Here is a 26147-nt window from a genome sequence, read left to right on the forward strand (position 1 = left end):
TACCTCCAGATAGAGGTGGCAATATCAGAACCTCTACATCTTGCTTTTGTTCATAACATAAACAAAAGCAAGATGTCTCCCTATAAGAGAGTTCAAGATTTCCCACCAATAATTTGTTCAAGTAACAAGGTATCTAAGTAAGCAGTGATAGATGTAATCTTGTTATTTTCTGTCTTAACAATCCAACAGTACTGATTGTGGTAAGGCTGTCCTGATAGAGTCGTCATATTACCTTCCAGCTCAAGTATCAGTGTTGTGTCGACACTATAGCTATCGATCACCGATATGCTCGCACCGGGTTGTAAATGTTGACCCAGCCTGTTTAATGCTTGTTCAAAATATTCGTTTTTAGCGGTATAAGTTTTGGAAAGCTGGCTTGTGCCTTTGACTTCCCATACAAATGGTTCGCCGAAGTGTTCTTCACACAGCTCTTTAATTTTCCAATTTGAAATTAAATCGATAACTTTTTGATGAAATGTATGAGTATTCATAATTAATGATTCCAAAAATTCGTATACTAATTAGCTCCCTGAATAGTGGTGATTTTTGTGGTAGTAAAGGGAGAGCATATGTTTGGTATTTTATGTTAGCATCCTGCATTTGGACACATTTAATTATTGGAAACTATAATGCGCCTATTTGAAGATGCTGAATTTTATCACGAGAACTCTCAAGTCCAGTCTTCGGAGGCGGTAGGGCTACTAAAGAGTTTGGATATAGATCTTGCCGATAAGTCGCTGCTAGATATAGGTTGTGGAGATGGAAAGGTGACTCGTTTTATGAGCAGGCTGGGTGCCAAGGTAACTGGTGTCGACTCTTCTCAATCTATGATCCAATTTTGCAAGTCATCCGACTCTTTGGTTGATTTTATTAATATTGATGCCAAGGACGTGGACACCCTCCCGAACAGCTATTCAATCGTTACCAGTTTTAACTGTCTTCATTGGATTTCTGAGATAGAAGATGTGCTCGCTAACATCAGAAAGAAGCTAGAGAAAAGCGGCACATTTATTGGCCTGATATACCCTAGATGTGACGCTCTATGGAAAGCGGCGGAGTTATTAGAAACTGTGGAGCCATATTCTACACAACGTAAGGGGTTTGTTAATCCATATCAATACCATACGGTAAGTGGGTTTAGAGCACTCTTACAACAAGCCGGCTTTTCAGATGCTGACGTTTGGCAAAAATCACGCTCGAGCGAGTTTGAAAGTGCCCACAGCTTTAAAGGTTATATTCGAGGCTGGCTGCCGCATTGCCGACATTTTAGTGACTCATTTATTGACGACTGGTTCGACAATTATGCCGAACTTACCGAGCAGTGTAAGGAAGGGGCTATCGCAATGGAATATCAAGCGATATATTTTCAAGCTAAATCCTAGACGATCAATCGTTAAAAACTCACCAATATACAGTGCTATACCTTCTGAATTGAGTGGCCCACTTACGCGTCAAAGGTCTTTGAAATGGATGGCCATTCTTGCAGACCTTTTCCTTAAATTGGGGCACTCACATCGCTCTGAATCCTGAATCTTGAAGTAATTTGGGTATCGAACTTAAGTGATGATTTTTGGGTGTGGTTGATACACTAACAATGTAAGGTTTCCATCAGAATACGTGACATCAGCCTTTGGTAGTGCGAACTGCTCCGCTTCCTCATTGCTGAGTATGACTATGACGCGCGGGTGGTTGCTTGAAGTAATCAGTGTATCAAAGCTATTTATCGACAAATGTTTTACACCGTCGTTACTGTTTTGTAGGCCATATTCAAACTCACCTGCATTACCAAGAAGATTAACATGTGTGATTTTATTTGTTAGGTTAACGGCTCCGACCCAATCTTTGGTCGAGAAAACTTCCGTGTTTTCATTGAGGTAAGGGGTGATTTTGGTAAACAGTACGGTATTAATATTATCTTTAGCCACAGCCGAAGGCATCGCGATTGAAGCGGTCATGAGTAAACCAGTCATAGACAAAGCGAGCGCATAGATTTTTGTACGTGGCGCGAATGGAAAAATCGTAATGACAATCCAAAATACAAAAGATAGTAGCATTAGACTCGCTGATATCTGGTCATGTCCTGACCTAATTAAATCATTCCCAAACGCTATCTCGTAAATTAGGTAACTCAGTCCAAGAATAGATAGAACTAAATTAAACCAAATACCATCTTTTGGTAATTGTTTCATCCGAGCGAACCGTGAAATACTGTGGCCTAACAACATAGCAAAAGCAGGCATAGCAGGAAAAACATAGCTGGATAATTTTCCATTCGAAAGAGAGAAAAATATCACTATCAAGATTGACCAAAAGACTAGATATTCTATTGGTCGACGGATGCTAGGCTTTGTTTTAAAGCTGCACCGAATTGTAGATACGATGAAACCGCTCCAAGGAAGTAGCCCAGCCCAGACGATAGGAATGAAATACCAAGTGGGGTTCGGGTGTTGTGCGTTATGCTCAGAAAAATATCTTTGAATATTTTCCACCCAAAAGAAATAGTGCCAGTAATCGGGGTTCTTTATTGCTATTGCGATACTCCATGGCAGAGTAACGGTTAATGCTCCTAGTATTGCAAACCACCCAAACGTACACATTTTTCCAATCGCTTTGGACCGTATTGCGGCGGCTATTCCAACGATAAATGGAAGCGCGAGAGCGATAAATCCTTTGGTCAGAAATCCGAGTCCACATAGAGCGCCAAACGTAAGATAGCCTTTGACGCTAGGGTTAGAAAGTAGAGGATAAAGGGTCACCAGAGCGAGTGTCACCCAGGCTGAGAACAAGGCATCGGTTGCTGAGTAGCTCCCCTGTACCACAACATAGAGACTGGACACAAAAACGAGCAAGCTGTATTTGGCACTTTGTTTGCCAAGATAAGTGTTGGCAAATCGCCATACCGCAAAACTCATTAGCGCGCTACTTAAGATAGCGGTCATACGAACTGAAAGATTACTTAATCCGCCAAGCCCAATAAACAAGCTATTAAACCAATAGGTTAATATGGGTTTCTCAAAGTAAAGTAACCCATTGAAATGAGGTTCAATCCATTGACCAGTGGATAACATTTCCATCGCTATTTGTGCGTACCGGACTTCGTCAGGATTGTAGATAGGGCGAAAAATGGAGAGGAAAATATAGAAAATAAAAAAGTATATAAAAATAAAAAGTAAGTGTTTATTGTTTTTGATCATATAATTAACCTGGAAATCTAACTAAATATATAAAGCTAGATTGCGAAATGGCATTTTCTTTTAAATCTAGTTTTCGGATCTTGTATAATTAAGTTTTTGTGTTTTATTTTCCCACCAGCATTTTATTTTCTGAATGGTTTTTAAAGATAGCATATTATTTTGTTGTATTTCGTAACAGAATGTCATCGGATTGCACTCTGATGTATAGAAAGAGTAAAAATAAACCAAATCTTTTCTAAGTTGTTGATTTTATATTTATTGTTCGTACTTATTAATACGATGGAATTCATCGTTGTCACAATTTGGAAGACATTGTGTAAGCAGTTAATACAAAACAATACAAACTGGGTATTCAAAAGCAATCTCTAAATAATAATAATGTTATAAAAGCCATTTATTGAACATTGTTTTTTAATTGGTGTTGAGACTTATGGTTAACTTATCAACCTAGAGTGACAGTTATGAGAGAAGATTCTTATATCAACGATGTCGAAAATGAAAATATAGTGCTATCGATTGTCATTTCTTACGATAAAAAAATAGATCGTATATCAGAGTTTCATAGCCGTCTGAAAAAAGTACTCAATTCACTCGAAGAACGCAGTGAAACCATTTATGTCAGTGGCAGAAGTCGGAAGCCTTTGGATGTAGGAGTGAATCGTAGCCGCGGCATTGCACTCATTTTTATCGATGCCGGTTTACCACATCCACCGGAGTTGATACCGACTATGATGCAAAAGTGGAGAGAAGGGTATGATATCGTCAATATGCAGAAAATTGAGAAACACAAGGATACCTTACTTCGACGACCCTTTGGCAGCACAAGCTGCTACAGCCCAAATGTTTTTTCTAAATCGAGCCTGAGCGAAAGCCTAGATAACTTTTGTTTAATTGGCCGGCAAGTCATAGGGCATCTTGAGGAGAGGCAAGGTCCTGATTGCAATACAAAAGCATTAATCGGTTTGACTAGTTTTAAAGGAACCACCATGAAATTTAGATGTTTCCAAAAGCGCGCTGCCTTAAGCAAACTAACGCGAAAATTTAAATCTGTGGGGCGTGTGATATTCGATTACTTCCCTTTCACAATTGGCTAGCCAGGATTCTGGCTCAGTAACTCAGGATTACTATTTTAAGTTGTGTTAGATTCGAGTAGAGAACTAGGGCTTTACGAAAAGTCGACTTGCCCTAGTTCATCGTTAATCCTGACTCAATTATTTTTGGGTAAGTGTTCAGCAAGATACTCTAATAGAGCCCGAAGCTTCGGTGTCGCGCCTCGTCGGCTGGGATACAAAGCGTACAGTGAGACACTTTCAAATTGCCATTTAGGTAAAATGTGGATGAGCTTTCCCTGCTTAACGAACTCTTCAGCCATGTATTCGGGTAACTCAGTAACACCGACACCTTGCATCGCCATACGTTTAAGTACAGAAAAATCATCACATTGGATGTGGGGGGTAAAATGAATTTGCTGTCTAAGATCGCCTGAAACAAAGTTCCATATAGGCTTTCGTTCTTTGTCGTTCATTAGCATGAGGGGGCATTTAAGTAGATCCGTTGGGATATTGATTTCTTTTGTTGCGTAGATGGGGGACGCGTATAAGCGCAAATTCAATGTGCTGAGCTTTTTCGAGATAAGGCCAGAATCCACCAATTTTCCTACCCTAAAGACAATGTCAAACCCTTCTTCAATCACGTCAACACGTCGGTTTGTTAAGCTTAGTTCGAGCTTGATATCAGGATATTTGCAGCAAAAGCCAGAAAGAATGCTGGGTAGAAGGGACTGGCCTATGGTTACTGAGGTACAAACTTTCAGTGTCCCAACTGGTTTTTCCATTAGAGATTCAACCGTATGTTGGGCAACTTCTAACTCATCTTTTATGCGGCGGCAGGAATCGTAAAACTGTCTTCCAATTTCTGTAAGCCTTTGAGAGCGAGTTGATCGTTCTAATAATCGTACCCCGACTTCTTGCTCTAAGCGGGTAATTTTTCTACTGATATTGGATTTTGGTGTACCTAACGCATCTGCCGCAGCGGTAAAGCTGCCTTTCTCCACTACCTTTGCGAACACAAGCATATCGTTCACATCTACCATATCAATCCCTCTGTTATTGTTGTCATATATTGAACAATATTATATCAATTTGCATATTTATCAATAACTGAGAACCAACTAATCTTACTTCCGTACTTTCGAGTGACATTATTGAGGAGAAAGTTATGGAAATATTAACTCTAGATCAGCTACCACAGGGTGGGTTTGCCGGCCTAAAAGAAAAACAAGTGGTTAAAGACTCCCGCGTTTTTAACAACCGTGCAGACTCTAAAACCTTCGATGGAATTGGCAACTTTGTTTACTTAGCCGATGCTGATTTCGATCCTCAAGGTGAAACCGGTCTACACCCACACCATGAGATTGATGTAATTAGTGTCATGGCGAAAGGTCGTATTTCTCATGCTGGATCTTTAGAGCATGGCCAGAATCTTGAAACAGGTTGGGCTCAAGTGCAGCGCGCTGGTGGTGAGGGTTTTGTACATAACGAAATCAACCCAGATTCAGAACCTAACAAATTGATTCAGTTGTGGGTGCTACCCGAAGTGTCAGGACAGAAAGCGGGTTATAAAGCCTATCAACCTGTTACTGGCGAAAGAGTGCGTATCTATGGTGGTACTGAAGAGCAATACGACACCTTTGAGAGCCACACGGTTATCGAACTATTCCAATCAAAAGAAGGGGATAGAACAGAACATACAGGTGAAGTCCTCGCCTATTTGAGTTCAGGATCAGCGATTATCAATAATCAAACTGTTGAGGCAGGCACGCTGATTCGCACAGAAGAGCTGAACTTTACTGCCCGAGAAGATAGTCAGTTAATTTTAATTTTTAAAGAGTAATAAAGAAAGGAAATCCACATGTCTACAAAAACTAAATATTCAGAATTTTTGACACCAGAGAACTCTGTACTAGCAATGATCGATCACCAAACTGGCCTAATGGTAGGTCTTGGAGACGAGCATCCAACAGTATTAAAAAATAACATCATGGGACTGATTAAAACGGCTAAGGCAATTAACCTTCCTTCAGTAGTGACGGCGAGTCTACCTGAAGGTCCAAACGGCCCTATTATGCCTGAGATCCCAGAAGTATTAGGTGTCGACGTTATTGAGCGTGAAGGTCAAATCAATGCTTGGGATAGTGAAGCGTTTCGTGATGCTATTGCAAAAACAGGTCGTAAGAAAATCATCATGGCTGGTATTGTAACGGATGTATGTCTCCTATTCCCTGCTCTTGCAGCTGTAGAAGAAGGTTACGATGTCTATGCTGTTATTGATGCATCAGGTACTTGGAACAAAACGGTTCAAGAAGTGACGGTACAACGTTTGGTTCAAGCTGGCGTGAAAGTTACAACATGGGCTTCAGTTCTTGCTGAGCTAATGAATGACTGGCGCAGTGATTATGGTGATGCGTTAGGTCGTGTGCTTGCGGACCACACAACTAAATATAGCTATGTAATGAACAGCTACTTCGCAAGGGGTTAATAATGAGTGGTGAGCCTAAAAACTCGCCACCTAATACCCATTGGGTGGCGTTATATACATTCATTATATTGTTGCCCTTAGTGTATTTTATTCCACCTTGGGTGATAAGAACGGTGTCAGATGAGCCGTTTGTAGTGACAGTAATTTCCGTCTTTCTGATTACACTTATTGTCAACTACTTCGCTTTACCTGCGGTGCTAAAAGCACATATAAAAATAACAAATTAATCTCTTCAATGGTTTGCTCCTAGTGCCTCGCGCTAGGAGTTTTTTTTCCAGTCAAATTTCTAATTATTTTCCTCTTTCATTTGGTTACAGAATGACGTGTTTGTACATTTTTATTAATAATTATTGATTAATTATTAACTTTATTCAGTGACTATTGGATTTAAATAACAAATGTACAAATAAGCCCTATATGTACAATTAGTGTGATCTAAAGCTAGGTTTGTTCAAAATAAACTCAATACAATCGCACTTGCTGTATAAATTTATCAATTTTTCTATCAAATTTTGAGCTTTGATCCATGACGGATAGGGTGCTTTTAAAAGCAAAAACAGAGTTTTAGATATTGTCAGTGAGGCTTATTATGAGCAAAGGCATTCATTTAGAAACAGAACATGGCTTTACCACAAAAAGCACAACCGCTTCTTCGCTTACGTTAGGTACGCAGCAGTCATATAATTTTGGCAACGTATTCCGTATCTATGGTGCCGCTGTCAACGCAATCAATGTGGGAGAAAATGGTGCAATAAACCCGACCTTGGATTGGGGAATTAATGCGTTTACGACCAGCTATACATTTAAAGAAGATTGTACTCGAGCAATTTTGAACAGTTACCATCTACAAACACTGCGGGCTCAACAGCAGAACTACGAAGTTAATCAAACCCGAATTAACGCCACATTAAGTGCACTACATACGGAATCGCAAAGGATCGCCTATGCGGATGGCGCTATAGACTTTGCCACTTTGAAGACTATTCAAGCGAGTATTACGCAAAACCAGACGGAATTAGACACTCTGCTTGCACAAACGAAAATTGAACAAGCAAATACGGTGGCTAAATTATCGAAAGCGGCACTTGATCAAGCCTCTACAAGAGTTGTGTCTGGCGATGTTGAAGTCAATGGCAATAAGTTAGTTTTAATGGGATAAGAGCGAAGAGTCATTCATAGGATCTATTATTCATTAATGTACTCAAAAAAGACAAACATTTTTGAAATATAAATGAATGAAAATGAAATATTAGAATAATTATCAACTTGCCAATATGATTGTTTGTTACTAATTTTATTTTAAAACATGAGGTTAGGTGTTTTTGATGTGCTTAATAAATTTGATTTTATCGTGAATTATTTGAAATATTGATGATTTATGTGAGTTGCTTTGATGATTTAATCGATCTAATAATGTCATGTGCATTCAATATTACTTACATTTTTATAAAGTATTCATACAAAGGTCACCTTACTGAAATAATTAATTGATAGGATGTCGTCCTGTTATTTGATTTGAAATCTGCGGTAGTTAAAGGACTAAATTCATAACGAATTGTTATCAGTGGTTATTGGCTAGTAATAAAGCCATAAATACGACTTTAGTCGTAATAAATAAAACACAATATTATAAACTATAAAACTACGTTAAGGGTTAAGTCTTGAGTGACATTATTTCGCAGCTGGGTGTGGAGCCGATCTCTGAGCTTCATCCAGCAGGCATCAATATATCTGATATTCCAGAAGCTGAACATACGTTGGCTGAAGTTGGCAAGCTTAACGCGATGGATCAGGGACCGGATGCGGTCAATTGGGTCATTGTAGACCGAGATATTCAGAACCTTCTATCACAGCATGGTAAACATTTTCAATTTGCAGCTTATCTTGCGGTTGCACGTTGCCAGATCGATGGTCTAAGTGGTGTCACTCAAGGCGCTAACCTACTGAAAGGGATAACAGAAAACTTTTGGGAAGACGCTTATCCGCCGAAAAAGCGTGTGCGTGGTCGAATCAATGCCATCCAATGGTGGTTAGATTGGACAAATAACTGGGCGGAAAAATTTGTTCAGAGCGAAGAAAAAGCTCATTCCAGTGAGGTTCAAAGTGCCTGTGATGCGGTTCAAGGGCTGGAATATGCGCTAGTGGACAAGTATGACGATGCGCCGGTTATGCGCAGTTTGATGAATCACCTAAACCGAGTGCCACTGCTCCCTGAAAGTGAAAATCAAGGTGATACGACGCAGCCTGATGAGATAGCAACTGGGAAGTCAGATGACAACGCAAAGCAAAGCCGCGAATCTGACAACGTAGCGCTAAGTAGTGCTGTCGCGACAAGCATCATCGATGAAGATAATAGAGAGCCGCACACTCAAGTTAATTGCGATGAGAGAGCAGTCAACCATTCGGTGCCTGATAGTCAAATTCACGTCGATAAATCTTCGCTTACGCAGATGGCGAATAACGCTCCGTCACAAGATATTCAGACTGACCTTGCTGAGGGTGACCAAGCGCCAGAAGCGTTGCTTGAGCAAGGGTTAGGCAAATTTCGTAGCAGTGCAGAAAGGTTATTTAAACAAGACCCTAAACTCGCGCTTAGCTATCGACTACGTCGAATAGCCGCTTGGGGAAAAATGCTCACCGTACCATCAAGTGTGGGCGCTGTTACCCATGTATCCCCGCCTTCGTGGCAAGACGAAAGTTTACTAGAATCTGCTAAGAACACGGGCGATGCAATGGTTTGGCTCAGTGCCTGTGAAAACACCATTGCGACGAATCCTTTTTGGTTAGATTTGAGCTATCAGTCATTACAAATACTATCTGGTTTGGGCTCTGGCTATGCTGACGCGAAAAATGAAATAGAAAAGTCATGCAGAGATCTTGTGTCCCGCTTTCCCGAGATTATATTGCTCAAGTACAACGATGAACGGCCATTTGCCAGTTTAGCGACCCAAGATTGGCTAACCAGCCTTGATAAGTCTGCTGTCGATACGGGTGTAGATAACACCTCCGAGATCGAAGCGAAAGCGAATGCCTTGGTTACCTCCGGGCAAGTGGAGCAAGCTCTAGGCTTACTAAATCATGCCCTAATTGGCGGCGCACCATACGATCAGTTCCGGCTTAAACTTAGGATGGCTCAAATCCTACAACAAGATCATTGTACTCAATTGGCATTAACTCAAATCGCGTCAAGCCTAGAACAGATTCAACAATATCGTTTGGATTTATGGCAGCCCGAACTGGCTCTTTCAGCTTATAAGATTGCTTACGATTGCCACCTTGTGTTGAAGCAGGATGAGGCGGCAGAAACCATTTTAAATCAAATACATTTAATCGATCCTACGATCGCGGTCAGATACTTTAAAGCAGCCCAATAAGCTGCGGTTACGGAGACACATACTATGGCAAAAGAAAGTTCAGTCGCCCCTAAAGAAAGGGTAAATATTGTGTATAAGCCCGCTACTGGTGATGTGAAAGAAGAAGTTGAACTTCCGCTGAAAATGTTGGTGGTCGGAGACTTTACTACTGCTGAAGATGAGCGAATGGTAGAAGAACGTACACCAGTGAATGTCGATAAGGACAACTTTAACGATGTGCTGAAGGCGCAGGGGCTGAATTTGGAATTTGCTGTACCAAAAACGTTGGCTGGCGCTGAAGAAGACGAACAACTACCCGTTAATCTCAAAGTTGAAAATATGAGAGATTTTGAGCCAGATCAGATCATTCGCCAGATCCCTGAAATTGCTAAATTGATGGAATTACGTGATGCACTTAAAGCGCTTAAGAGCCCGTTAAGTAACGTACCTGAATTTCGTAAGAAGGTGCAAAGCTTAATTCAAGATGAGTCCTCAAGAGACGCACTATTAAAAGAGTTAGGTATTGAATCTGAAGAACCAAAGGCGGAGTAACATCATGGCTGAACAACAAGTAGCAGAAACAACAGCAGAAGACGTCGATAATGCAACCTTGCTTGATCAAATTGTCGCAGCATCGAAGATGAACCCTGATGAGCATACTTACTCTGTCGCCACCACGGGATTGCAAGCGCTAATCAAAGACTTGGTTAAGCCAGAACGTGAAGGGGCGGTGATTTCCGGTGATTTGGTGGATGCTTTGATAGGCGATCTTGACCAACAGATTTCTGCCCAGGTAGACCAAGTACTGCACAATGAAGAATTTAAGAAGATCGAGAGCGCTTGGCGTGGGTTGAAATTCCTGGTTGATAGAACGGATTTTCGTGAGAACATCCGCATCGAAATGACCAATATCAGTAAGCAAGATCTTCAAGATGACTTTGAAGATAGCCCTGAAGTGGTACGTTCTGGCCTGTATAAATTGGCTTATGTAGACGAATATGGCCAGTTCGGTGGGCAGCCTTACGGAGCCATTATTTCGAACTATGACTTTGGTCCAGGCGCGCAAGACATCAAGCTACTGCAAAACGTAGCCAGCGTTTCAGCGATGTGTCACGCCCCATTTATTGGTGCGGCTGGCGCTGAGTTTTTTGGTGTCGAAGATTGGCAAGACGTCCCTAAACTGAAAGACTTACAAAGTGTATTTGAAAGTCCTTTCTACGCCAAATGGCAAGGTTTCCGTGAAAGTGAAGACTCTCGATACGTTGGCTTAACATTACCTCGTTTCCTATTACGTCTTCCCTACGGTCAAGATACAGCGCCATGCAAGTCGTTCAATTACAACGAAACGGTGAGTGAGAGTAACGAGCACTTTTGCTGGGGCAATACGGCCTTTGCCTTTGCGAGTCGGTTGGCAGACAGTTTTGCCAAATACCGTTGGTGCGCCAATATCATTGGTCCGCAGGGCGGGGGAGCCGTAGATGACCTACCGCTCTATCAATTTGAATCCATGGGTGAGATAAAAACCAAGATCCCAACCGAAGTGTTGCTTTCTGAACGTCGTGAATTTGAACTTGCTGAAGAAGGCTTTATCGGCATGACAATGCGCAAAGGAAGCGACAATGCTGCCTTCTTCTCGGCGAACTCCTGCTTAAAACCAAAAACCTTTGGCAATACCGAAGAAGGCAAGCAGGCTGAGCTCAATTATAAACTGTCTACTCAGCTTCCTTACATGATGATCATGGATCGTTTAGCGCATTACATCAAAGTCTTACAGCGTGAAAATATCGGGACTTGGAAAGACCGATTAGAGCTGGAATCTGAACTGAATGCCTGGGCGGGACAGTATGTGACAGAGATGGAAAACCCAGAGGCAAGCGTTCGTAGCCGCCGTCCGTTGAGAGGGGTGGAAATCAATGTTGAAGACGTGGCTGGGGATCCAGGCTGGTATCAAGTGTCTATCAATGCACGACCACATTTTAAGTATATGGGCGCGTCATTCACGCTGTCCCTAAAAGGTAAATTGGATAAAGAGTAGTTTTAGTGGCAGCACGCTCGACCTAGTGTGCTGCCGAGTTAAACCTAAAGGTCACTTCAATTTCAATAAATGTAGGGAATTTCAAAATGGCACACAATAGTTATATCAAGTTCGAAACTGTCGATGGTAAGTTTATCAAAGGCGAAAACACAGAAATTGGTTCAGATGTGAGTGATTTCGTAAGATGTTTTGAAACACACTCAAGTGTGATGATTCCAACGGATACTCAGTCTGGCAAAGCCAATGGCGCAAGGTTCTACGACCCGACTTGGGCTATCGTTGAAGTTGGTCCACAATCTCCAGAGCTTTTCAAGTGTTTGACATCAGGAGAGAAGCTAGATATCACGCATAAATTCTATCGCATTGAAAATGGCGTGCAGGTTGGCTTCTTCGAGATGGTTTACAAGAATGCTACTCTTTGCGGCGAAGAGGTTATTCTACGCGATACAACCAATCGTGAAAATGCTGAAACGCCTCTTCTGTCCAAGCTATTCTGGCGATTTGAAGAAAAGACCATGACCTATACACAAGGCAATATCGAGCACACAGATTCATTGTCTGCTCAAAGCTAGCCATACTGGGGCTCTATGTTGAGCCCCTCATTTCGTTTTGTATAGGTAGGGTTCGTTATGTATGCCAATCGATTATTAGAGCGTGTCCGTCAGCGCTCAACGCCACAACCCGTGCAGTCAAATACTGACAAAGAGCAGTTGAGCCTGTGCATTAGCCGTTACTTAGTTAAGCTGCTGAATACTCAGCAAGGCAGCTCACAAGCGTGTCTGGATTTTGGTATGCCTGACTTAAATGACTATCGATATGGCGAAGGTTTGCAAGACGTTAAGGCATTCGAGCAAGTGATCGTTGACACAATAAAGCGATACGAACCTAGAGTTTATGACGTTGATGTTCGCTTTATTCCACAACAGAGTAATCCACTCGGTGTCGTTTTTCATATCAACACTCAGGTGCGAGTTGAGCGCGAGCAAGTGGCGCTAGCGTTTGAAACCGTGCTTGGTGCCGATGGGCGAATTCGTGTCGATGAGATTTAACTGCGAATGATCAATCACCACTATAGAGAACAACTAGATTATCTAAGAAATCTAGCCAAAGAATTTACCAAAAAGCACCCCGCTTTAGCGCCTATGCTAGCGGGGCAAAACGCCGATCCGGATGTAGAACGTCTACTAGAAGGCACCGCATTCTTATCGGGTATAGTAAAAGAAAGATTGGATGATGACTTTCCCGAGCTGATTCATGGCCTAACGCAACTCTTATTTCCCCATTATTTGCGGCCTTTACCTTCGGCTACCATCATGCAATTTACGCCGAAAGCGAGCCTGTCGGAAACCTTGAAAGTGAAAAAAGGCACCACCATCAACTCCAACCCAGTTGATGGTCATAGTTGCACCTTTAGTACTTGCGCTGATGTCGAGCTCCATCCACTCGGTATTGATAACGTGGAGTGGCTGCACGGTAACGCAGGTCAAGCTTGTTTGAGAATTCACTTTACTCTGAGTGGCTTATTGCTCAAGGATTGGCGACCAAAGTCTTTACGCTTTCATCTGCCGGGCTCTTACGTTGAAGCATCGCACCGCTACGCCTTTCTTTGTCAGCACCTGAAAGATGTCAGAGTCAATTGTGGTTCCATGACATATCGAATAGGCAAGACTAAATTTCAGTCGCTTATTGATAGAGATGAGTTGCCATTGCTGGATTACCCTAGCAATTCCTTTCCCGCGTTTCGTGTTCTGCAGGAATATTACATGCTGCCGCAGAAATTTTTATTCTTTGATGTGGTGGACTTTGCTAGGTGGGGAGAAGCAGAAGACGCGCAGCAATTTAGTATCGATTTTCTGATAGAAACCCAACACGAGTTGCCAACCTTTACCGCTGACCATATTGAATTACATTGTGTGCCTGCGGTGAATCTATTCGATGGCGAAGCGGATTCCATTCATCTGGATCACCAAAAAGCAGAATATAAGCTGCGTGCTTCTCGCAGTCAGGATCACATCTATTCTCTCGATAAAGTCGTCGGTTTTCAGCAAGGCACAGTGATTGCGAGAGACTATCGTCCATTTGAGATGTTTAATCCCAATTCGGAAAACATTCCCGTCTATTCATTGCGCAGAAGGCCCAATAAACTCTCCAAAGGCTCGTCCCTTTATCTGTCAGTGGCTTACCCACAAGAAAGCCCACACTTAAGACAAGAAACCTTAAGTGTCACGGTGCGATGCACCAATGGTCACTTGCCAGAAGAAATCCAATATGGGGATATTTGTAAAGCCACAGAAACCTCGCCAGAAATGGCGACATTTAAGAATATATTGACACCAACTAAGCCCGTCGAGCCACCATTGGGCGACAACACGCTTTGGCGGTTGATTTCTCATCTGTACTTAAATCAGCTGACATTGTGCGAGCCAGAACACTTGATGGCGCTGCTTAAACTGTACATTTTTACCGATAGTCGTGATAGAGCGAAAGTTCAAGCGAACACCAAACGAGCAGATTCGATTTCCACCTTAAGTAGCCAGCGTCGCCGTCGTTTGTTTCAAGGGGCGATGATTTCGGGCGTAGACATTAACGTGTCATTAAACCCTGATTCTTTTCCGGGTAAAGGCGACATGTTTGTATTCAGTGCCGTATTAAAACATTTGCTGTCGTCATTCTCAGCCATCAATTGTTTTACGCAGTTAACATTTGAAAATATGAACACCAAGGAACGCTATCAATGGCCACCACAAGTCGGTCAACGTCAGTTGATGTAATTGATCACTTACATGCCAAGCCTGAGCACTTTTCTCATGTTCAGGCAATAAGACTCTTGCGCTGGCAAGCCGCGCAGGAGGGAGTATGTGTTGATGACTTTGTGAAATCGCGAATCCGCACCCGACCAGAGCTTTCGCTGGCGTTTCAGCCTACCGAGCTTGCTGAACTAGACATACAAGATAATAAAACTCAGCTGACAGCAACCTTTATGGGGCTGTACGGCGCGGCGTCACCGCTTCCCACGTTTTACACAGAAGAGCTATTTGAAGAAGCGCGTAACGATGCCAGTGAATCTCGTGACTTTTTAGACATCGTTAACCAAGTTTTCTTTCACCAGTATTTCGAAGCTTGGAGTAAATATCGCTTGCTCCCCCAAGTTGTGGAAGAAAAGAAATCGCAGGTGATTGAACGCCTGCTTTGCCTTGCGGGAGTAAGTTTAAACTCAATCGACCAAGATCACGCCCAAGAGCTCATTCGCTATGCGGGAATATTAAGTCAAGTCCCTCGCTCAGCGTTGGGTATGAGCAGCATGATTGCCGATGCGGTGGGTGCCCAAGTGGATGTCGAAGAGCTGGTCGGTAAGTGGGAACGTATTCCTGATGATCAGTTAATGTCATTGGGTGAGAGGAATCATAGCCTAGGTGAAGACGCTTACTTAGGCTCTGAAATTTTAGACTACAGTGGCGGTTGTATATTGCACATTCATACCGACCAAAGAAATGTGTTTCATGGACTACTACCTGGTGGCCATTTGTTTAGAAAAATGAAGCGATTACTGCGCCATTATTTAGTTGAACCGATTGAAATTGAGATGAAAATTTGGCCCCAAGCAACAATAAGTGTGCCCAGTATTTTAGGTAATGTAGAAGGCGTCTTACTCGGCTTTGATGCTTGCTTAGGCCAGCAGTCTGGCGCGGTTTCCGTGCCACTGTTTACATCAGAAGAATTCTAACAAAGAGACAAACTCATGACTCAATACCGCTTTCATATCGTAGGACAAGATACTAAGTTTTCAACCAGAAGTTTTACCGGTTTCGAAGCATTGTCTACGCCTTATCGCTTTGAACTTGAGCTATCTTCACCGCAACTTATCGAAGATGTGGAAACGCTTTTGTGGCAATCGTGTGAGTTTAAGATGAGTGCTGCACGAGAGCGTACGGTCCGTGGCATGGTGACCGAAGTGGCAGTGACCCACAAGGTCAACAATGAGTACTTTTATACACTCACCATGCAGCCCGCATTTTGGGGCTTGAACAAGGAAATCGGTTGTGAAGTCTATCTCGCGACGACGGTCATTGATTGTATTTCGGATGTGCTTGCTAAGCCAAGAGTAGGCTTGCAAATCTCATTCGACATGAAGGTGAGCGAAACCTATGAAGAACAAGAGATCATCTGCAAATACAATGAATCGAGCTTTCACTTCGTCAGCCGCTTAATGGAGCACTATGGCCTTTATTATTATTTCGAGGACCAAGATGGTGTAGAAAAGCTGGTGATCACGGACAACAAAATAGTGCATCAAAAGCTTGAAGCTGACAAATATCGTTATTACGGGCCAACTGGGTTAGATCAACTTGAACGTGAAAACACCATCAGCCAATTTGTTCAGCAGCGCAAAATACAATCAAAGAATGTGTTGTTAAAAAGCTATAACTATGAAAAGCCGGACCTTGAAGTGGAAGGAGTGGCATCAATTAACGACAAAGGGGTCGGCCAACAATACGTTTACGGCGAGCATTTCACGGTTCGAAAGCAGGGTAACATGTTGGCGAAATTAAAGGCCGAACAGCTCAATACCCAAGCAAATCTTTGCAACGCTCAAGCGGGTGATCATCAGATGGCACCAGGGGGCACCTTTACTCTAAACGGCCACTTTATTGCGGACTTGAATCAAGATTACTTGATTGTCAGTGTTACTCATAAAGGGCAAGCAGGTAGCGCTGAAAACGACTTGTCTTATGAGAATACAATCGAATGTCTTTCTACCCAGTATCAATATCGCTGCGAAGAGAAAACCCCCAAGGCGAAGATAGTTGGCTTGATCAACGCCACCATTGACGCCGCTGGCAGTGATCCAAACAAAATGATGGATGATCAGGGCCGTTATAAAGTGCGTTTGCCCTTTGACTTGAGTAACCCAAATGAAGGTAAAGCCTCACATTGGGTGCGTATGCTAACCGACTTTAGTGACTCAGAGGGGGGGGTATGCTTTCCGTTAAGGAAAGGTACAGAAGTGAAATTGGCTTGTGAGCACGGGGACCCAAACCGGTTTGTTATTGTGGGTGCTGTCACCAACCCAAATACACCAAGTGTCGTTAACGAAACGAACGTCAATGACCATGTCATTAAAACGCCAAGTGGCTCGACAATCTCAATGTCCGATGGGCCAAGTTCGAGCGAAGTACATATATTTTCTGGCGATGGAAACAGTTTTATCAAGATAACCAGTTAGTGAATAGTTTGAACACTAACATGCCTTTTAACCTATTGATTTAACATAACTTGTATAAGAAATAATAAGTAATAAATTGTTCATATACATTACGTACAGTACGAAATTCTGTATGTAACACCCTGTTTAGTTTGGAGAAACAATGCGCGCCATCAAATCCCTCAACCAAGGGATATTAACCCACACCTTTGTTATCGCTGGAAAGCCAAGACAAGCGATTACGGCCATTTATGGCTTTGATCTTGCTGATCCCAACAAGCGACTAACTGAGCAAGAGCTCTGGCAAAGAAGCATGGGGCTGTTAGGTGAAGTGCCATTGGATATGGGCATGCTAAAACAACAGGGAGAGTGGCTAGTTTGTGGTTCGGCTTACGCTGGAGAATCGGCTCGGACAGCGGTCCGAGTCTCTGCTCAGGTGGGAGAGCAACATAAATCTCTCGATGTACTAGGGCAAAGATACTGGCAACAATCAAAGTACGGGTTAAGTCTTAGCCACCCAGAGCCGTTTTTGCGCATGCCGCTCAACTGGAACTACGCGGTGCGTGGTGATGGGCTTGAGATGAACCCCAGTGGCATCGCACCACCAGCAAAAGCACAGAGTGCGGATGGTCTATTACATGCGGGAATTTACTATCCAGGAGAGTCTCAGTCTGAGTGGAGTGCTAAGCCGCGTCCAGCAGGCTTCATGCCTATAGATGTGATGCAACCGAAAAGACAAAAGCTGATGGGGACCTATGACGAGCACTGGCAAAACACAGCGTGGCCTCATTTTCCCAGCGACTTTAACCCGCTATTTTATAACGTTGCGCCGGAAGACCAAAGGATTCAAGGTTATTTCCAAGGTGGTGAGCCCTACGCGCTGGTGAATCTGCACCCAGAGTTTGTGACCATTCAAGGCACCATTCCTTATTTCCAACCCCGTGCGTTTTTACGTAGGACAGTAGAGCAACATTTCGTTGTCAGTGAAGTCGCCCTGACGTGTGATACCTTTTGGATGTTTCCAGAAACCAGTACTGGCATACTACTTTTTCATGGTAGCGCGCCCGTCGATGATGAAGAAGGTCTGGATGTTCAGGAAGTATTATTGTCTGAAGAGCCTTACGGTAGTCGCCCTAAATCGATTGAATACTACGCTGAGTTGTTTGATAGAGCGCAGACAACGGAATACATTGCGGAGCAAATAGGGATTGATATGTCGCCATTAGAAGAGGCTAAGGCAGATATATCGAAAGCGGAAAAGTTGATGGAAGATGCGCCTAAGTACATGCAGTTTCGAATGAAGCAGGTCAGCGGCAGTATTCCAACCCCACAAAGCAGCATGGCGAAAAGCAACGAAATGATGATGAATCAGCTTGATGATCGTATCGCTTCGCTGGCTGAAATGGAAAAGAGCTTAGAGAAAAACCCGGTGAATCCGGAGGTAAAAGCGAGCGTTGCAAAAGGGCAAAAAGAGTTAGCTGGGGTCAAACAGAAGCTAGCGGACAACATTCAATCTTTGTCTGAGGTTAAAACCAAGGTAGCTAATGTCAAAGATAAGCTGCCTCAAGTTCCGCAGCAGGCAATGGGCCAAAAGTTGGCGATGGAAGACGATCTTAGCAAGCTAGGCCGCCAATTTGAACTCAAGCATACATGGCAAGATCAAGCTTCGTCATTGGTTTACCTTGCCAATCAATACCTGACGTTAAACAAGTTCGAACAACAAAAACAGCAGCTAGAAGCTCTGGGTTTTCGAGAGTTGTATTTTCAAATGTATTTGTTGGGTTGGTTACCAGAAGCGGTGGAGTTTGTCCCTGAACATTGGGCATTAGAGCCTTCTGATGAAGTCACATCCATCGGGCCTGGTTGGGTGTTTATGCAGCATCAAGAGGGTGAAATTAAATCGATCACTATTCGCCCTGATGACCTATACACAGCAGGTGAAGACTATCTTGTACCAGGCTCTGAACCACTAGGGTGGCATTCCGGCATAGAGGCACCCGCGCAGCTTATTGTGACGGATCTTGTGTCGTCCTGGCTATTGGCGCAGGCATTAGCAGACTATGTTGATATCGTGTATTTGGCGCAAGTCGATGACCTTGTAGAGCCTGAAGTCGAAGCTAAGCTCATTGAATCGAAATACGTTTATTTAGCGTGCGCCAGCAATACCAACTTAGATGAATGGCGTGCACGCTTTGAACAGCTACAACCACTTTATTACCCACGAGATATAGAGATTATCCAATTTCACCAACAAGACATTGAGCCTCTTGAGTGGATCAATGAAAATCTTTCGCCTGACCTCTATAAGCATTTATGCCACCACCAAGCCATGAAGCTTGAGGCGAGAGAAAAAGATGTGGCACCAAAACAAATCTTCAGTCAGATGAAAAACCACGTCGATAAAAAAGCGGTCGATGCTTTTGGCTTTAACCCGTTGGAGCATGAAGACCCGGTCGGATACAAGATGGACCAAGCCTTGGATAATTTTGCCAATCACATGAAAACTCAGCGTAATAGTGATAGCTACGGTAAATATATCGATCAAGTGAAAAGCCAATTCGCTGAGTCGAAAGCCAAATTCAAGCAAAAGCCAACGCTAGATACCGATGACAAAGCCGAATTGCAAAAACGGTTTACCGACATTAAAGCGCAACTGAAGAAAGCATCCGATAGGAACGACGTTCCCGTGGAAAAAGCGATATCTAAAGACGAGTTCGACAAATTTGAAGAGAAAATGATGTCGATGATGACCGAGTTGGAACCGTTAAAAGAAAAAGCCAAAGATTTAGTGGGTAAGCTTGATACAGAAGAAGAGCGAGACTACCAAGAGCTCACTCGGGAACAGGTCATTTTACGCTATGCTTCAGGTTTATCATTTGAAAAGAGAAACCTCTCTGAATTGGATTTGTCTGGTATTGACCTTTCTGGCGCGAACTTCACTGAAGCGATACTGAGTAAGACAAATTTAAGCCGTTGTAATTTATCGAATTGCCAATTCAAAGACGCGGTTGCCAATGAAGCAGATTTCACCGAAGCAAATGTATCTCAGGCTAATTTTGAACATGCCATTTTAACCAAAACCAGTTTTGTGAAATCCAGTGGACAACACGCTAATTTTTCTCATGCGACTATGGTTGAAAGCAACCTTGCTCAAGCTGATTTATCAGAGTCAGTCTGGACCAGCACCATGGCCAATCAAGTCTGCTTGGTTCAAGCTAATCTTCACCTCGCTCAATTGAGCCATGGCGTATTTATCGAAGCGGATTTAACGGGAGCCAATATCACTCAAGCGCGGCTCAGTCAGGCCGTATTCAATGATGCTGCGATGCACAATTCCGATCTTAGGCAGAGTAAAGGCAGTAATACCATCTTCTGGGGAATCAAAGGACAAAGCACACAGTGGGACCATTGCGAGTTAAACGGCGTACGCTTCGGTCCGGCAGATTTAACGCAAGCCAAAGGTAGGTTTGCAGACTTCTCCAATTGCTGTGTCAAAGATGCCGTCATGGAACACGCAGACTTTCGAGGCAGCAATTTTAATCGCTCTTATATGGATTCTATCCAAGCACACTATGCGAAATTTGACGGTGCGAATTTTAATCGCAGCCAACTCACCCGTTGTGATTTTCAGTCTGCTTCGCTCAAAGCTGTCAATGGCATGCGGGCAACCCTGTTTCGTAGCAAATTTCAGCACGCCAACCTTTGGCTAGGCAATTTTTACAACGCTGACTTTAGAAAAATGGAGCTTGGCAACACCAATACTCAAGACATGAATGTTGATGCGACCATATTGAGTCACAAGCTGGAGTTGTACGATGAACAGAAATGAGTTTAAGCGGCTTATTAGAGAATATGCATTTATTGAAGACCGTGATTTGTCGGGCTGCAATATGAGCAATCTTGACCTAACGGAGACGCGCTTCCTGCGCTGCAATTTGTCTGACGTTAATCTATCCGATACAAATTTGACCCAGGCTATGTTTGAGAGTTGCACCCTAACAGGCGCAAACTTGCAAGGAGCCAATTTGGCTCACGTTATGCTAATCAAATGCGATTTAACCGCCGCCAATTTAGCGAAAACTACCATGGATAACGGGCTGATTTCAGAGTGCAATTTGACGGGGGCTGCACTTTATTTTTCTGTATGGTCGAGCTCAATAGCGCAAGAGTGCCATTTTGAACAGGCCACCTTTAAAGGTGCCAACCTACAAGGGACCATCATCAAAGATAGCGATTTACGTTATTGTGATATGTCTAAATTACATATCGAAAAGATAGCATTTGATGGCGTGAATTTTGACAAGGTGGATTTTCGCAATGCGGTACTGACCAAAAGCTATATGTCTGAGTGCGATCTATCCAGTTGCTTCATGGAAGGCGTCACCTTGTCCTCGATGCAGATGAACAAATGTGTTTTGGATAAGCAAAATTTAACAGCCTGTACATTAGAAAAAAGCTACTTTATGGATACCAGCTTGATAGGTGCCAACTTATCTAAGGTAAATGGCAATCATTGTGCATTTACTCGCGCCAATCTTCGAGGTGCGAACTTGTCCCAAGCTTGGTTAAATCACGCCAATTTCGAAGGGGCGATACTTGTGGATGTCGACTTATCTCAATCGAGCTTAACACAGGCACAGATGCCGAATATGGATGCGCGCCGGGCACGTTTTCACCGCAGCTCGTGTGAGCAAGCGGACTTTTCTCACGCCGATCTATCACACGCTGATTTAACATTGGCAAATTTTAATCGCTGTATTTTTCATAAGACCTGTCACCAAGATGCTAACTGGAAAGGGAGCATCAAGGTAGGGGCAAGCTGGGATGATGAAGCTAGAGCAAAAGCAGAAAGCTGGCGTATTCCGAGTCAAATACAACAAGAAATAGAACAAGCACTTAACGAACCTGACAAGAGAGTAACGTTATGATGGCAACAAAAACTTTAACCCATAGGCTTGAAAGTCACGATGCATGGCAAATGCGCACGGGTTGCATCGTGAATGAGTTATCTGAAGGTTTTCAAATCAAAAGTGAACAAGGGCTGGTTGGTGCCCGAGTGGCAGCAAGTTGTTTGCTTAAACCCAATATTGGTGACCGTGTTTTGTGGAGCGGCAACGAGTCGGAAGCCTTTATCTTATCGGTCCTTGAAAGAGCAGAGCCAGATACGTGTTATCAATTGCAAGTCCCCGGTGATTTAGAATTGCATGCTGCGGGTAATATGTTATTGAACTCCGAAGTTAACTTGAGCTTAAACAGCACAAATAAAACCGAACTGAACTCCGAACAGGTCACAGTGGACGTGCGTGAAGCGGTTGTGAATGCGCACCAGTCTCACTTTACTGGTTTAAAAAGTTTCTTCCATATTGAGAAACTTAGCTGGGTAGGTAAGCAGATAGAGCAAGTCGCAGAGCGAGTTTTCCAACGCTTTGACAGCCAGACCAAGAAAATCACGGGTCATGAAGAAAAACAAACCCAATCTAGCCGTCATTTTATTGAAAAAGACTACCTTGTGCAGGCACAAAACAGTGTCCACCATGCAAAGAAAAACTTGCACCTTGACGGTGAAAAAATCCATTTAGGTTAGATCGAAAATGAACAGATCAACAAGAGCAATAACCACAAAAAGTCGAGGAGGAGACGTATGCCAGGTCCATTAAATACAGCAGGTGGTGGCCTTGGCCAAGCCGTGCCCGATATGATCAACACGCCCACGCCAGCAGGCCCAGTTCCGATGCCTTGTGTGAATATGGCGCCGGGTACCAACAATAACCCAGGGACAACGGTGCTAAAAGTGCTCATTGATGGTGCACCTGCAACCAATATGATGTCGGAAAGAATGTGTAGCGTTACGACCGGAATGGGCGTAGGCGTGGCATCTGGCATGATTAATGGCCCTTGTAGAAACATCATGGGAAGCACTAGCGTGATGATGGGAAATGGTCCCGCCACCGGTCTGTGCGATCCCACTGCACAAAATGGTATGAGTCCTAATGCCGCAGGCTCAGATCTCGTACCTGCTCAGATAAAAGTATTTAAAGCAAAATAGGAGTGAGACATGCTTATTCGTCGTCACCAAGTGATTATAGGTCTAGGAGTGATATTTTCATTGTTGCTTGCCGGATGTTCGTCAGATCCGCAACAAGCAGGGAATATCTCCCAGGTCCCCGTCAAAGATCCCAGCCAGATCCATTGGGATTGGCAACCTGACGCGATTAAGCTGGCATTAAAAGCCGATCCGCAGCTGAACTATTACAACGGTCAATCACATGCACTGATGCTTTGCTTGTATCAACTTAAGAGCAAATCAAGCTTTGACGATCTAAAGAAAAGCCCAGCTGGTATCGCCAAATTGTTGCAATGTAATAGTTTTGACCAGCAAGTGGTGTACAGCCAAAGGTTGTTTGTCCAACCAGGAGAGTCTAAAACTTTCGACTTTGCAAGGTATCAGGGGGTGAAATCCGTTGGCTTGATTGCAGGCTATGCTAACCCAACCAGCGATGAAGTCTCGAGAAGCTTCAACATCCCTATCAACAAACAAACCAAGGGCTTTATATGGAAAACCAATTGGTACACACCGGGTAATTTATCGATGCAGTTTATCTTAGGCCGACAGTTGATTGAAACAGGTTTCGAAGGGAAGGCGGTTCCAAGCGATGCAAAGAAAACACAAGCTAAGGAAAATACCACTTCCACAGAGGAAACCAAGGCATGACTCAACCTCTATATTGGCACCAAGGACTGCTGTTGCAGCCTCAGCACTTCCAACTAGAAAGCCAGTTTCATCAATGGCAGTTAAGCCAAACTCGGTCGTTAACTCAAAATTACCCTTGGGGAGTGGTATCGCTCGATATCCGAGAGACGGCACTATCTGACAAACAATTTGTTATTCAAAAGTGCGAGGTGCTATTTCCAGATGGCAGTTTATGCCAGCTGCATGAAAATACAGTGATCGCGAGCCGCCAATTTGAAGAAGATTGGGTTGAAACGGGCAAATCCTTTCCTGTTTACATAGGGCTAAAACATTGGCAAGCCAATGGGCATAACGTGACTGAGGTTCACAATGCGTCTGAAATGGGCGAAGTCAGCAGCCGTTATGCGGCACTGTCTAACCCTCAAGAAGTGGTGGATTACTACGGAGAAGGCGCACCAGGTCAAGTGAAGCCGTTGCAGTATGTCATCAAGGTATTTTGGGAAAATGAACTCGATGTGGCAGGTGACTACCATTTGATTCCGATTGCTCGATTAGAGCGAGATGGGCAGAGAATCTTTCTCAGTGAGCGTTTTTTACCTCCCGTCACCAACTTACACAAGTGGTCGCAGATGCGCAGTTTAATTCGCGACATTCTTGATCAACTTGTGTCCAGAGCCAAGCAGCTCGAAAGGTTCAAAAAGCCAACATCGGCAAAACGAATGGCATCGGGCGACGGTGATGTCACGTTAACGCTGGCCATGCGCTCCTTGAATCGATGCGCATGCCAAATTCAATGTTTGGTGGAATCGCCCGTCCTTTCACCATGGGAGGCGTGGAAAACACTGAGTGAAATCTTGGCGGAGCTAAGCAGTTTTGTCACCGATTTTAGTGTCGTTGGGGAGCCTGGCTTAGATCGCTGGCCGTCTTACGATCATCTCGAGCTATTTAGCGTGTTTGAATGCTGCCAACAGCAGTTAACGCAAATGCTGCATAGTATCGTTGTTGGGCCGGAATACGCGCTACGCTTTGAGCCGCAACATGGCGCTTGGCATACCCAATTGCCAGAAAGAGCGTTGAGTGGTGAATATCGTTATTGGTTGTGGCTGGAAGGGTTCAGCCCAAGTCAATATATCGAGCTGGCGAGTCGAATAAAGGTCTGTGCCAGTGTTCAATTGCCAAATTTGATGGCAAGAGCGGTGTCTGGCATTCCTTTAATTGTCCAGCACGAGACACCAGCTGGATTGCCGCGTGCAGAGGATGGCATTTATTGCGAGCTAGATTGCCGCTCGCCACTATGGAGGCAAGTCGTAGAAAGCCAAAGTTTGGGAGTGGGTGGGATCGCCCCAGAACATGCCAACATGCAACTCTTTATCACTCGGGGGTAACCATGACACTACTAGAATGTTTTCAACCATTAATGGCTGCCGTCAGGCAGTTGACAGAAATGGACCCAAGCAAACTTGACGTGAGCTCTCAATCTAATGTAACACTAAACAGCACTTCAGCTTCGTTGCCTTTCGCCGAATCTCACCAAGAGCCGGCCCTAGAACCCAGTTGGAAACACACCTTGGAAACGTTACGACTGGATGCAGAGTCCGCGATATTCCAACTTGGGTTAGCAAAGCAATTGGTGGATGAGGCTAGGTTTGCAGTATATGTCTGGGTAGATGAAGCGATTTTAAGCTCGCCGATCTCATCTCAAGGCGTATGGCACCCGTGGCAATGGCATTTTTTTCAAACTCACATCGGCGGGGAGGAGTTTTTCGAAAGGCTCAACCATCATAGCGGTGCGACAAAAAACGAAAACCAGACCCAACTGTTGTCTGTGTATGCATTTTGCCTAGGAATGGGTTTTTGTGGCAAATATGCCCACTTTCACAATAGCGATCTACAAAGAATACGACGAAGCCTTAGCGAAAAACTGCTTGCCGAAAAATCAATATTGCCCTTCGAACATGAAGCGGCGAAACCGACGCCAATACAAAAAATGATGAGAAGAAGCCCTGCATGGCGTCTGATTGACCCATTTAGGCTCGGCCTTATTGTGGTTGCTTTAGGGCTAACCACTAGCGTGTATTTTTTGTATCAAACACTACTCAATGCCCAGCTAATGGGTTGGATTGGTTAAAGGTAA

The 26147-nt window shown here is 43.6% G+C and carries 23 protein-coding genes; 20 read left to right on the plus strand and 3 right to left on the minus strand.

All coding sequences use genetic code 11. From position 1 onward, the window contains the following. Positions 1-92 precede the first annotated feature (92 nt). Positions 93-491 carry a nuclear transport factor 2 family protein gene (locus M9194_RS13730; RefSeq protein ID WP_250613244.1) on the minus strand — a complete coding sequence of 133 codons (399 nt, stop codon included), beginning with the start codon at positions 489-491 and terminating at the stop codon, positions 93-95. Positions 492-629: 138 nt separating this feature from the next. On the opposite strand from M9194_RS13730, the gene M9194_RS13735 reads away from it, so the two are divergent. Beyond that, on the plus strand, positions 630-1382 hold the full coding sequence (locus tag M9194_RS13735) for a class I SAM-dependent methyltransferase (protein ID WP_250613245.1): 753 nt from the start codon (positions 630-632) through the stop codon (positions 1380-1382). Between the two features lie 174 nt (positions 1383-1556). Here the strand turns inward: M9194_RS13735 and M9194_RS13740 are convergent, their stop codons facing one another. After that, complete coding sequence (locus M9194_RS13740; protein WP_250613246.1) at positions 1557-3194, minus strand: glycosyltransferase family 39 protein; 1638 nt, start codon at positions 3192-3194, stop codon at positions 1557-1559. A gap of 461 nt (positions 3195-3655) precedes the next feature. Between M9194_RS13740 and M9194_RS13745 the strand changes: the two genes are divergently transcribed. Continuing rightward, positions 3656-4288: a glycosyltransferase family protein gene (locus tag M9194_RS13745; protein ID WP_250613247.1), complete on the plus strand. Its 633-nt coding sequence runs from the start codon at positions 3656-3658 to the stop codon at positions 4286-4288. A gap of 113 nt (positions 4289-4401) precedes the next feature. Here M9194_RS13745 and M9194_RS13750 read toward each other — a convergent pair whose 3' ends face one another. Next, positions 4402-5286: a LysR substrate-binding domain-containing protein gene (locus tag M9194_RS13750; RefSeq protein WP_250613248.1), complete on the minus strand. Its 885-nt coding sequence runs from the start codon at positions 5284-5286 to the stop codon at positions 4402-4404. A 125-nt stretch (positions 5287-5411) separates the two neighbouring features. On the opposite strand from M9194_RS13750, the gene M9194_RS13755 reads away from it, so the two are divergent. The 18 genes from M9194_RS13755 (at position 5412) to M9194_RS13840 (ending at position 26141) form a co-directional block, all read left to right on the plus strand. Continuing rightward, entirely contained in the window at positions 5412-6086 is a 675-nt protein-coding gene (locus M9194_RS13755) for a pirin family protein (protein WP_250613249.1), read from the plus strand. 18 nt (positions 6087-6104) lie between these two features. Next, positions 6105-6731: an isochorismatase family protein gene (locus tag M9194_RS13760; protein ID WP_250613250.1), complete on the plus strand. Its 627-nt coding sequence runs from the start codon at positions 6105-6107 to the stop codon at positions 6729-6731. Between the two features lie 589 nt (positions 6732-7320). Further along, positions 7321-7890: a hypothetical protein gene (locus M9194_RS13765; protein ID WP_250613251.1), complete on the plus strand. Its 570-nt coding sequence runs from the start codon at positions 7321-7323 to the stop codon at positions 7888-7890. Positions 7891-8392: 502 nt separating this feature from the next. Continuing rightward, positions 8393-10105 carry a TssA family type VI secretion system protein gene (locus M9194_RS13770; RefSeq protein ID WP_250613252.1) on the plus strand — a complete coding sequence of 571 codons (1713 nt, stop codon included), beginning with the start codon at positions 8393-8395 and terminating at the stop codon, positions 10103-10105. 24 nt (positions 10106-10129) lie between these two features. Beyond that, entirely contained in the window at positions 10130-10636 is a 507-nt protein-coding gene (gene tssB / locus M9194_RS13775) for a type VI secretion system contractile sheath small subunit (RefSeq protein ID WP_250613253.1), read from the plus strand. A gap of 1 nt (position 10637) precedes the next feature. Then, entirely contained in the window at positions 10638-12119 is a 1482-nt protein-coding gene (tssC, locus tag M9194_RS13780) for a type VI secretion system contractile sheath large subunit (protein WP_431769412.1), read from the plus strand. 86 nt (positions 12120-12205) lie between these two features. Then, positions 12206-12691, plus strand: coding sequence for an Hcp family type VI secretion system effector (locus tag M9194_RS13785; RefSeq protein ID WP_250613255.1), 486 nt, complete (start codon positions 12206-12208; stop codon positions 12689-12691). 57 nt (positions 12692-12748) lie between these two features. Continuing rightward, on the plus strand, positions 12749-13168 hold the full coding sequence (tssE, locus tag M9194_RS13790) for a type VI secretion system baseplate subunit TssE (protein WP_250613256.1): 420 nt from the start codon (positions 12749-12751) through the stop codon (positions 13166-13168). A 6-nt stretch (positions 13169-13174) separates the two neighbouring features. Next, positions 13175-14890 (plus strand): type VI secretion system baseplate subunit TssF, encoded by a 1716-nt coding sequence (gene tssF / locus M9194_RS13795; RefSeq protein ID WP_250613257.1) that lies wholly within the window; start codon positions 13175-13177, stop codon positions 14888-14890. Continuing rightward, on the plus strand, positions 14854-15843 hold the full coding sequence (gene tssG / locus M9194_RS13800) for a type VI secretion system baseplate subunit TssG (protein ID WP_250613258.1): 990 nt from the start codon (positions 14854-14856) through the stop codon (positions 15841-15843). The genes tssF and tssG overlap by 37 nt, the downstream gene beginning before the upstream one ends. Positions 15844-15858: 15 nt before the next feature. Continuing rightward, a complete protein-coding gene (locus tag M9194_RS13805; RefSeq protein WP_250613259.1) occupies positions 15859-17343 on the plus strand; it encodes a type VI secretion system Vgr family protein in 1485 nt (494 codons plus the stop codon). 142 nt (positions 17344-17485) lie between these two features. Continuing rightward, positions 17486-21151, plus strand: coding sequence for a DUF2169 family type VI secretion system accessory protein (locus M9194_RS13810; protein ID WP_250613260.1), 3666 nt, complete (start codon positions 17486-17488; stop codon positions 21149-21151). After that, positions 21138-22250 carry a pentapeptide repeat-containing protein gene (locus M9194_RS13815; protein WP_250613261.1) on the plus strand — a complete coding sequence of 371 codons (1113 nt, stop codon included), beginning with the start codon at positions 21138-21140 and terminating at the stop codon, positions 22248-22250. Before M9194_RS13810 ends, M9194_RS13815 begins: the two co-directional genes overlap by 14 nt. Further along, the gene (locus tag M9194_RS13820) at positions 22247-22906 is read left to right on the plus strand and encodes a DUF3540 domain-containing protein (protein WP_250613262.1); all 660 of its coding nucleotides are present in this window, start codon (positions 22247-22249) and stop codon (positions 22904-22906) included. Before M9194_RS13815 ends, M9194_RS13820 begins: the two co-directional genes overlap by 4 nt. A 57-nt stretch (positions 22907-22963) precedes the next feature. Further along, positions 22964-23368: a PAAR-like domain-containing protein gene (locus tag M9194_RS13825; RefSeq protein ID WP_250613263.1), complete on the plus strand. Its 405-nt coding sequence runs from the start codon at positions 22964-22966 to the stop codon at positions 23366-23368. Between the two features lie 9 nt (positions 23369-23377). Next, positions 23378-24034, plus strand: a complete 657-nt coding sequence (gene tssJ, locus M9194_RS13830) for a type VI secretion system lipoprotein TssJ (RefSeq protein ID WP_250613264.1) — start codon at positions 23378-23380, stop codon at positions 24032-24034. Continuing rightward, complete coding sequence (gene tssK, locus M9194_RS13835) at positions 24031-25398, plus strand: type VI secretion system baseplate subunit TssK (RefSeq protein ID WP_250613265.1); 1368 nt, start codon at positions 24031-24033, stop codon at positions 25396-25398. Before tssJ ends, tssK begins: the two co-directional genes overlap by 4 nt. Before the next feature lie 2 nt (positions 25399-25400). Further along, positions 25401-26141: a DotU family type IV/VI secretion system protein gene (locus tag M9194_RS13840; protein ID WP_250613266.1), complete on the plus strand. Its 741-nt coding sequence runs from the start codon at positions 25401-25403 to the stop codon at positions 26139-26141. The last annotated feature ends 6 nt before the right edge of the window (positions 26142-26147 follow it).

Source organism: Vibrio sinus, assembly GCF_023634645.1.
GTDB classification, from domain to species: domain Bacteria; phylum Pseudomonadota; class Gammaproteobacteria; order Enterobacterales; family Vibrionaceae; genus Vibrio; species Vibrio sinus.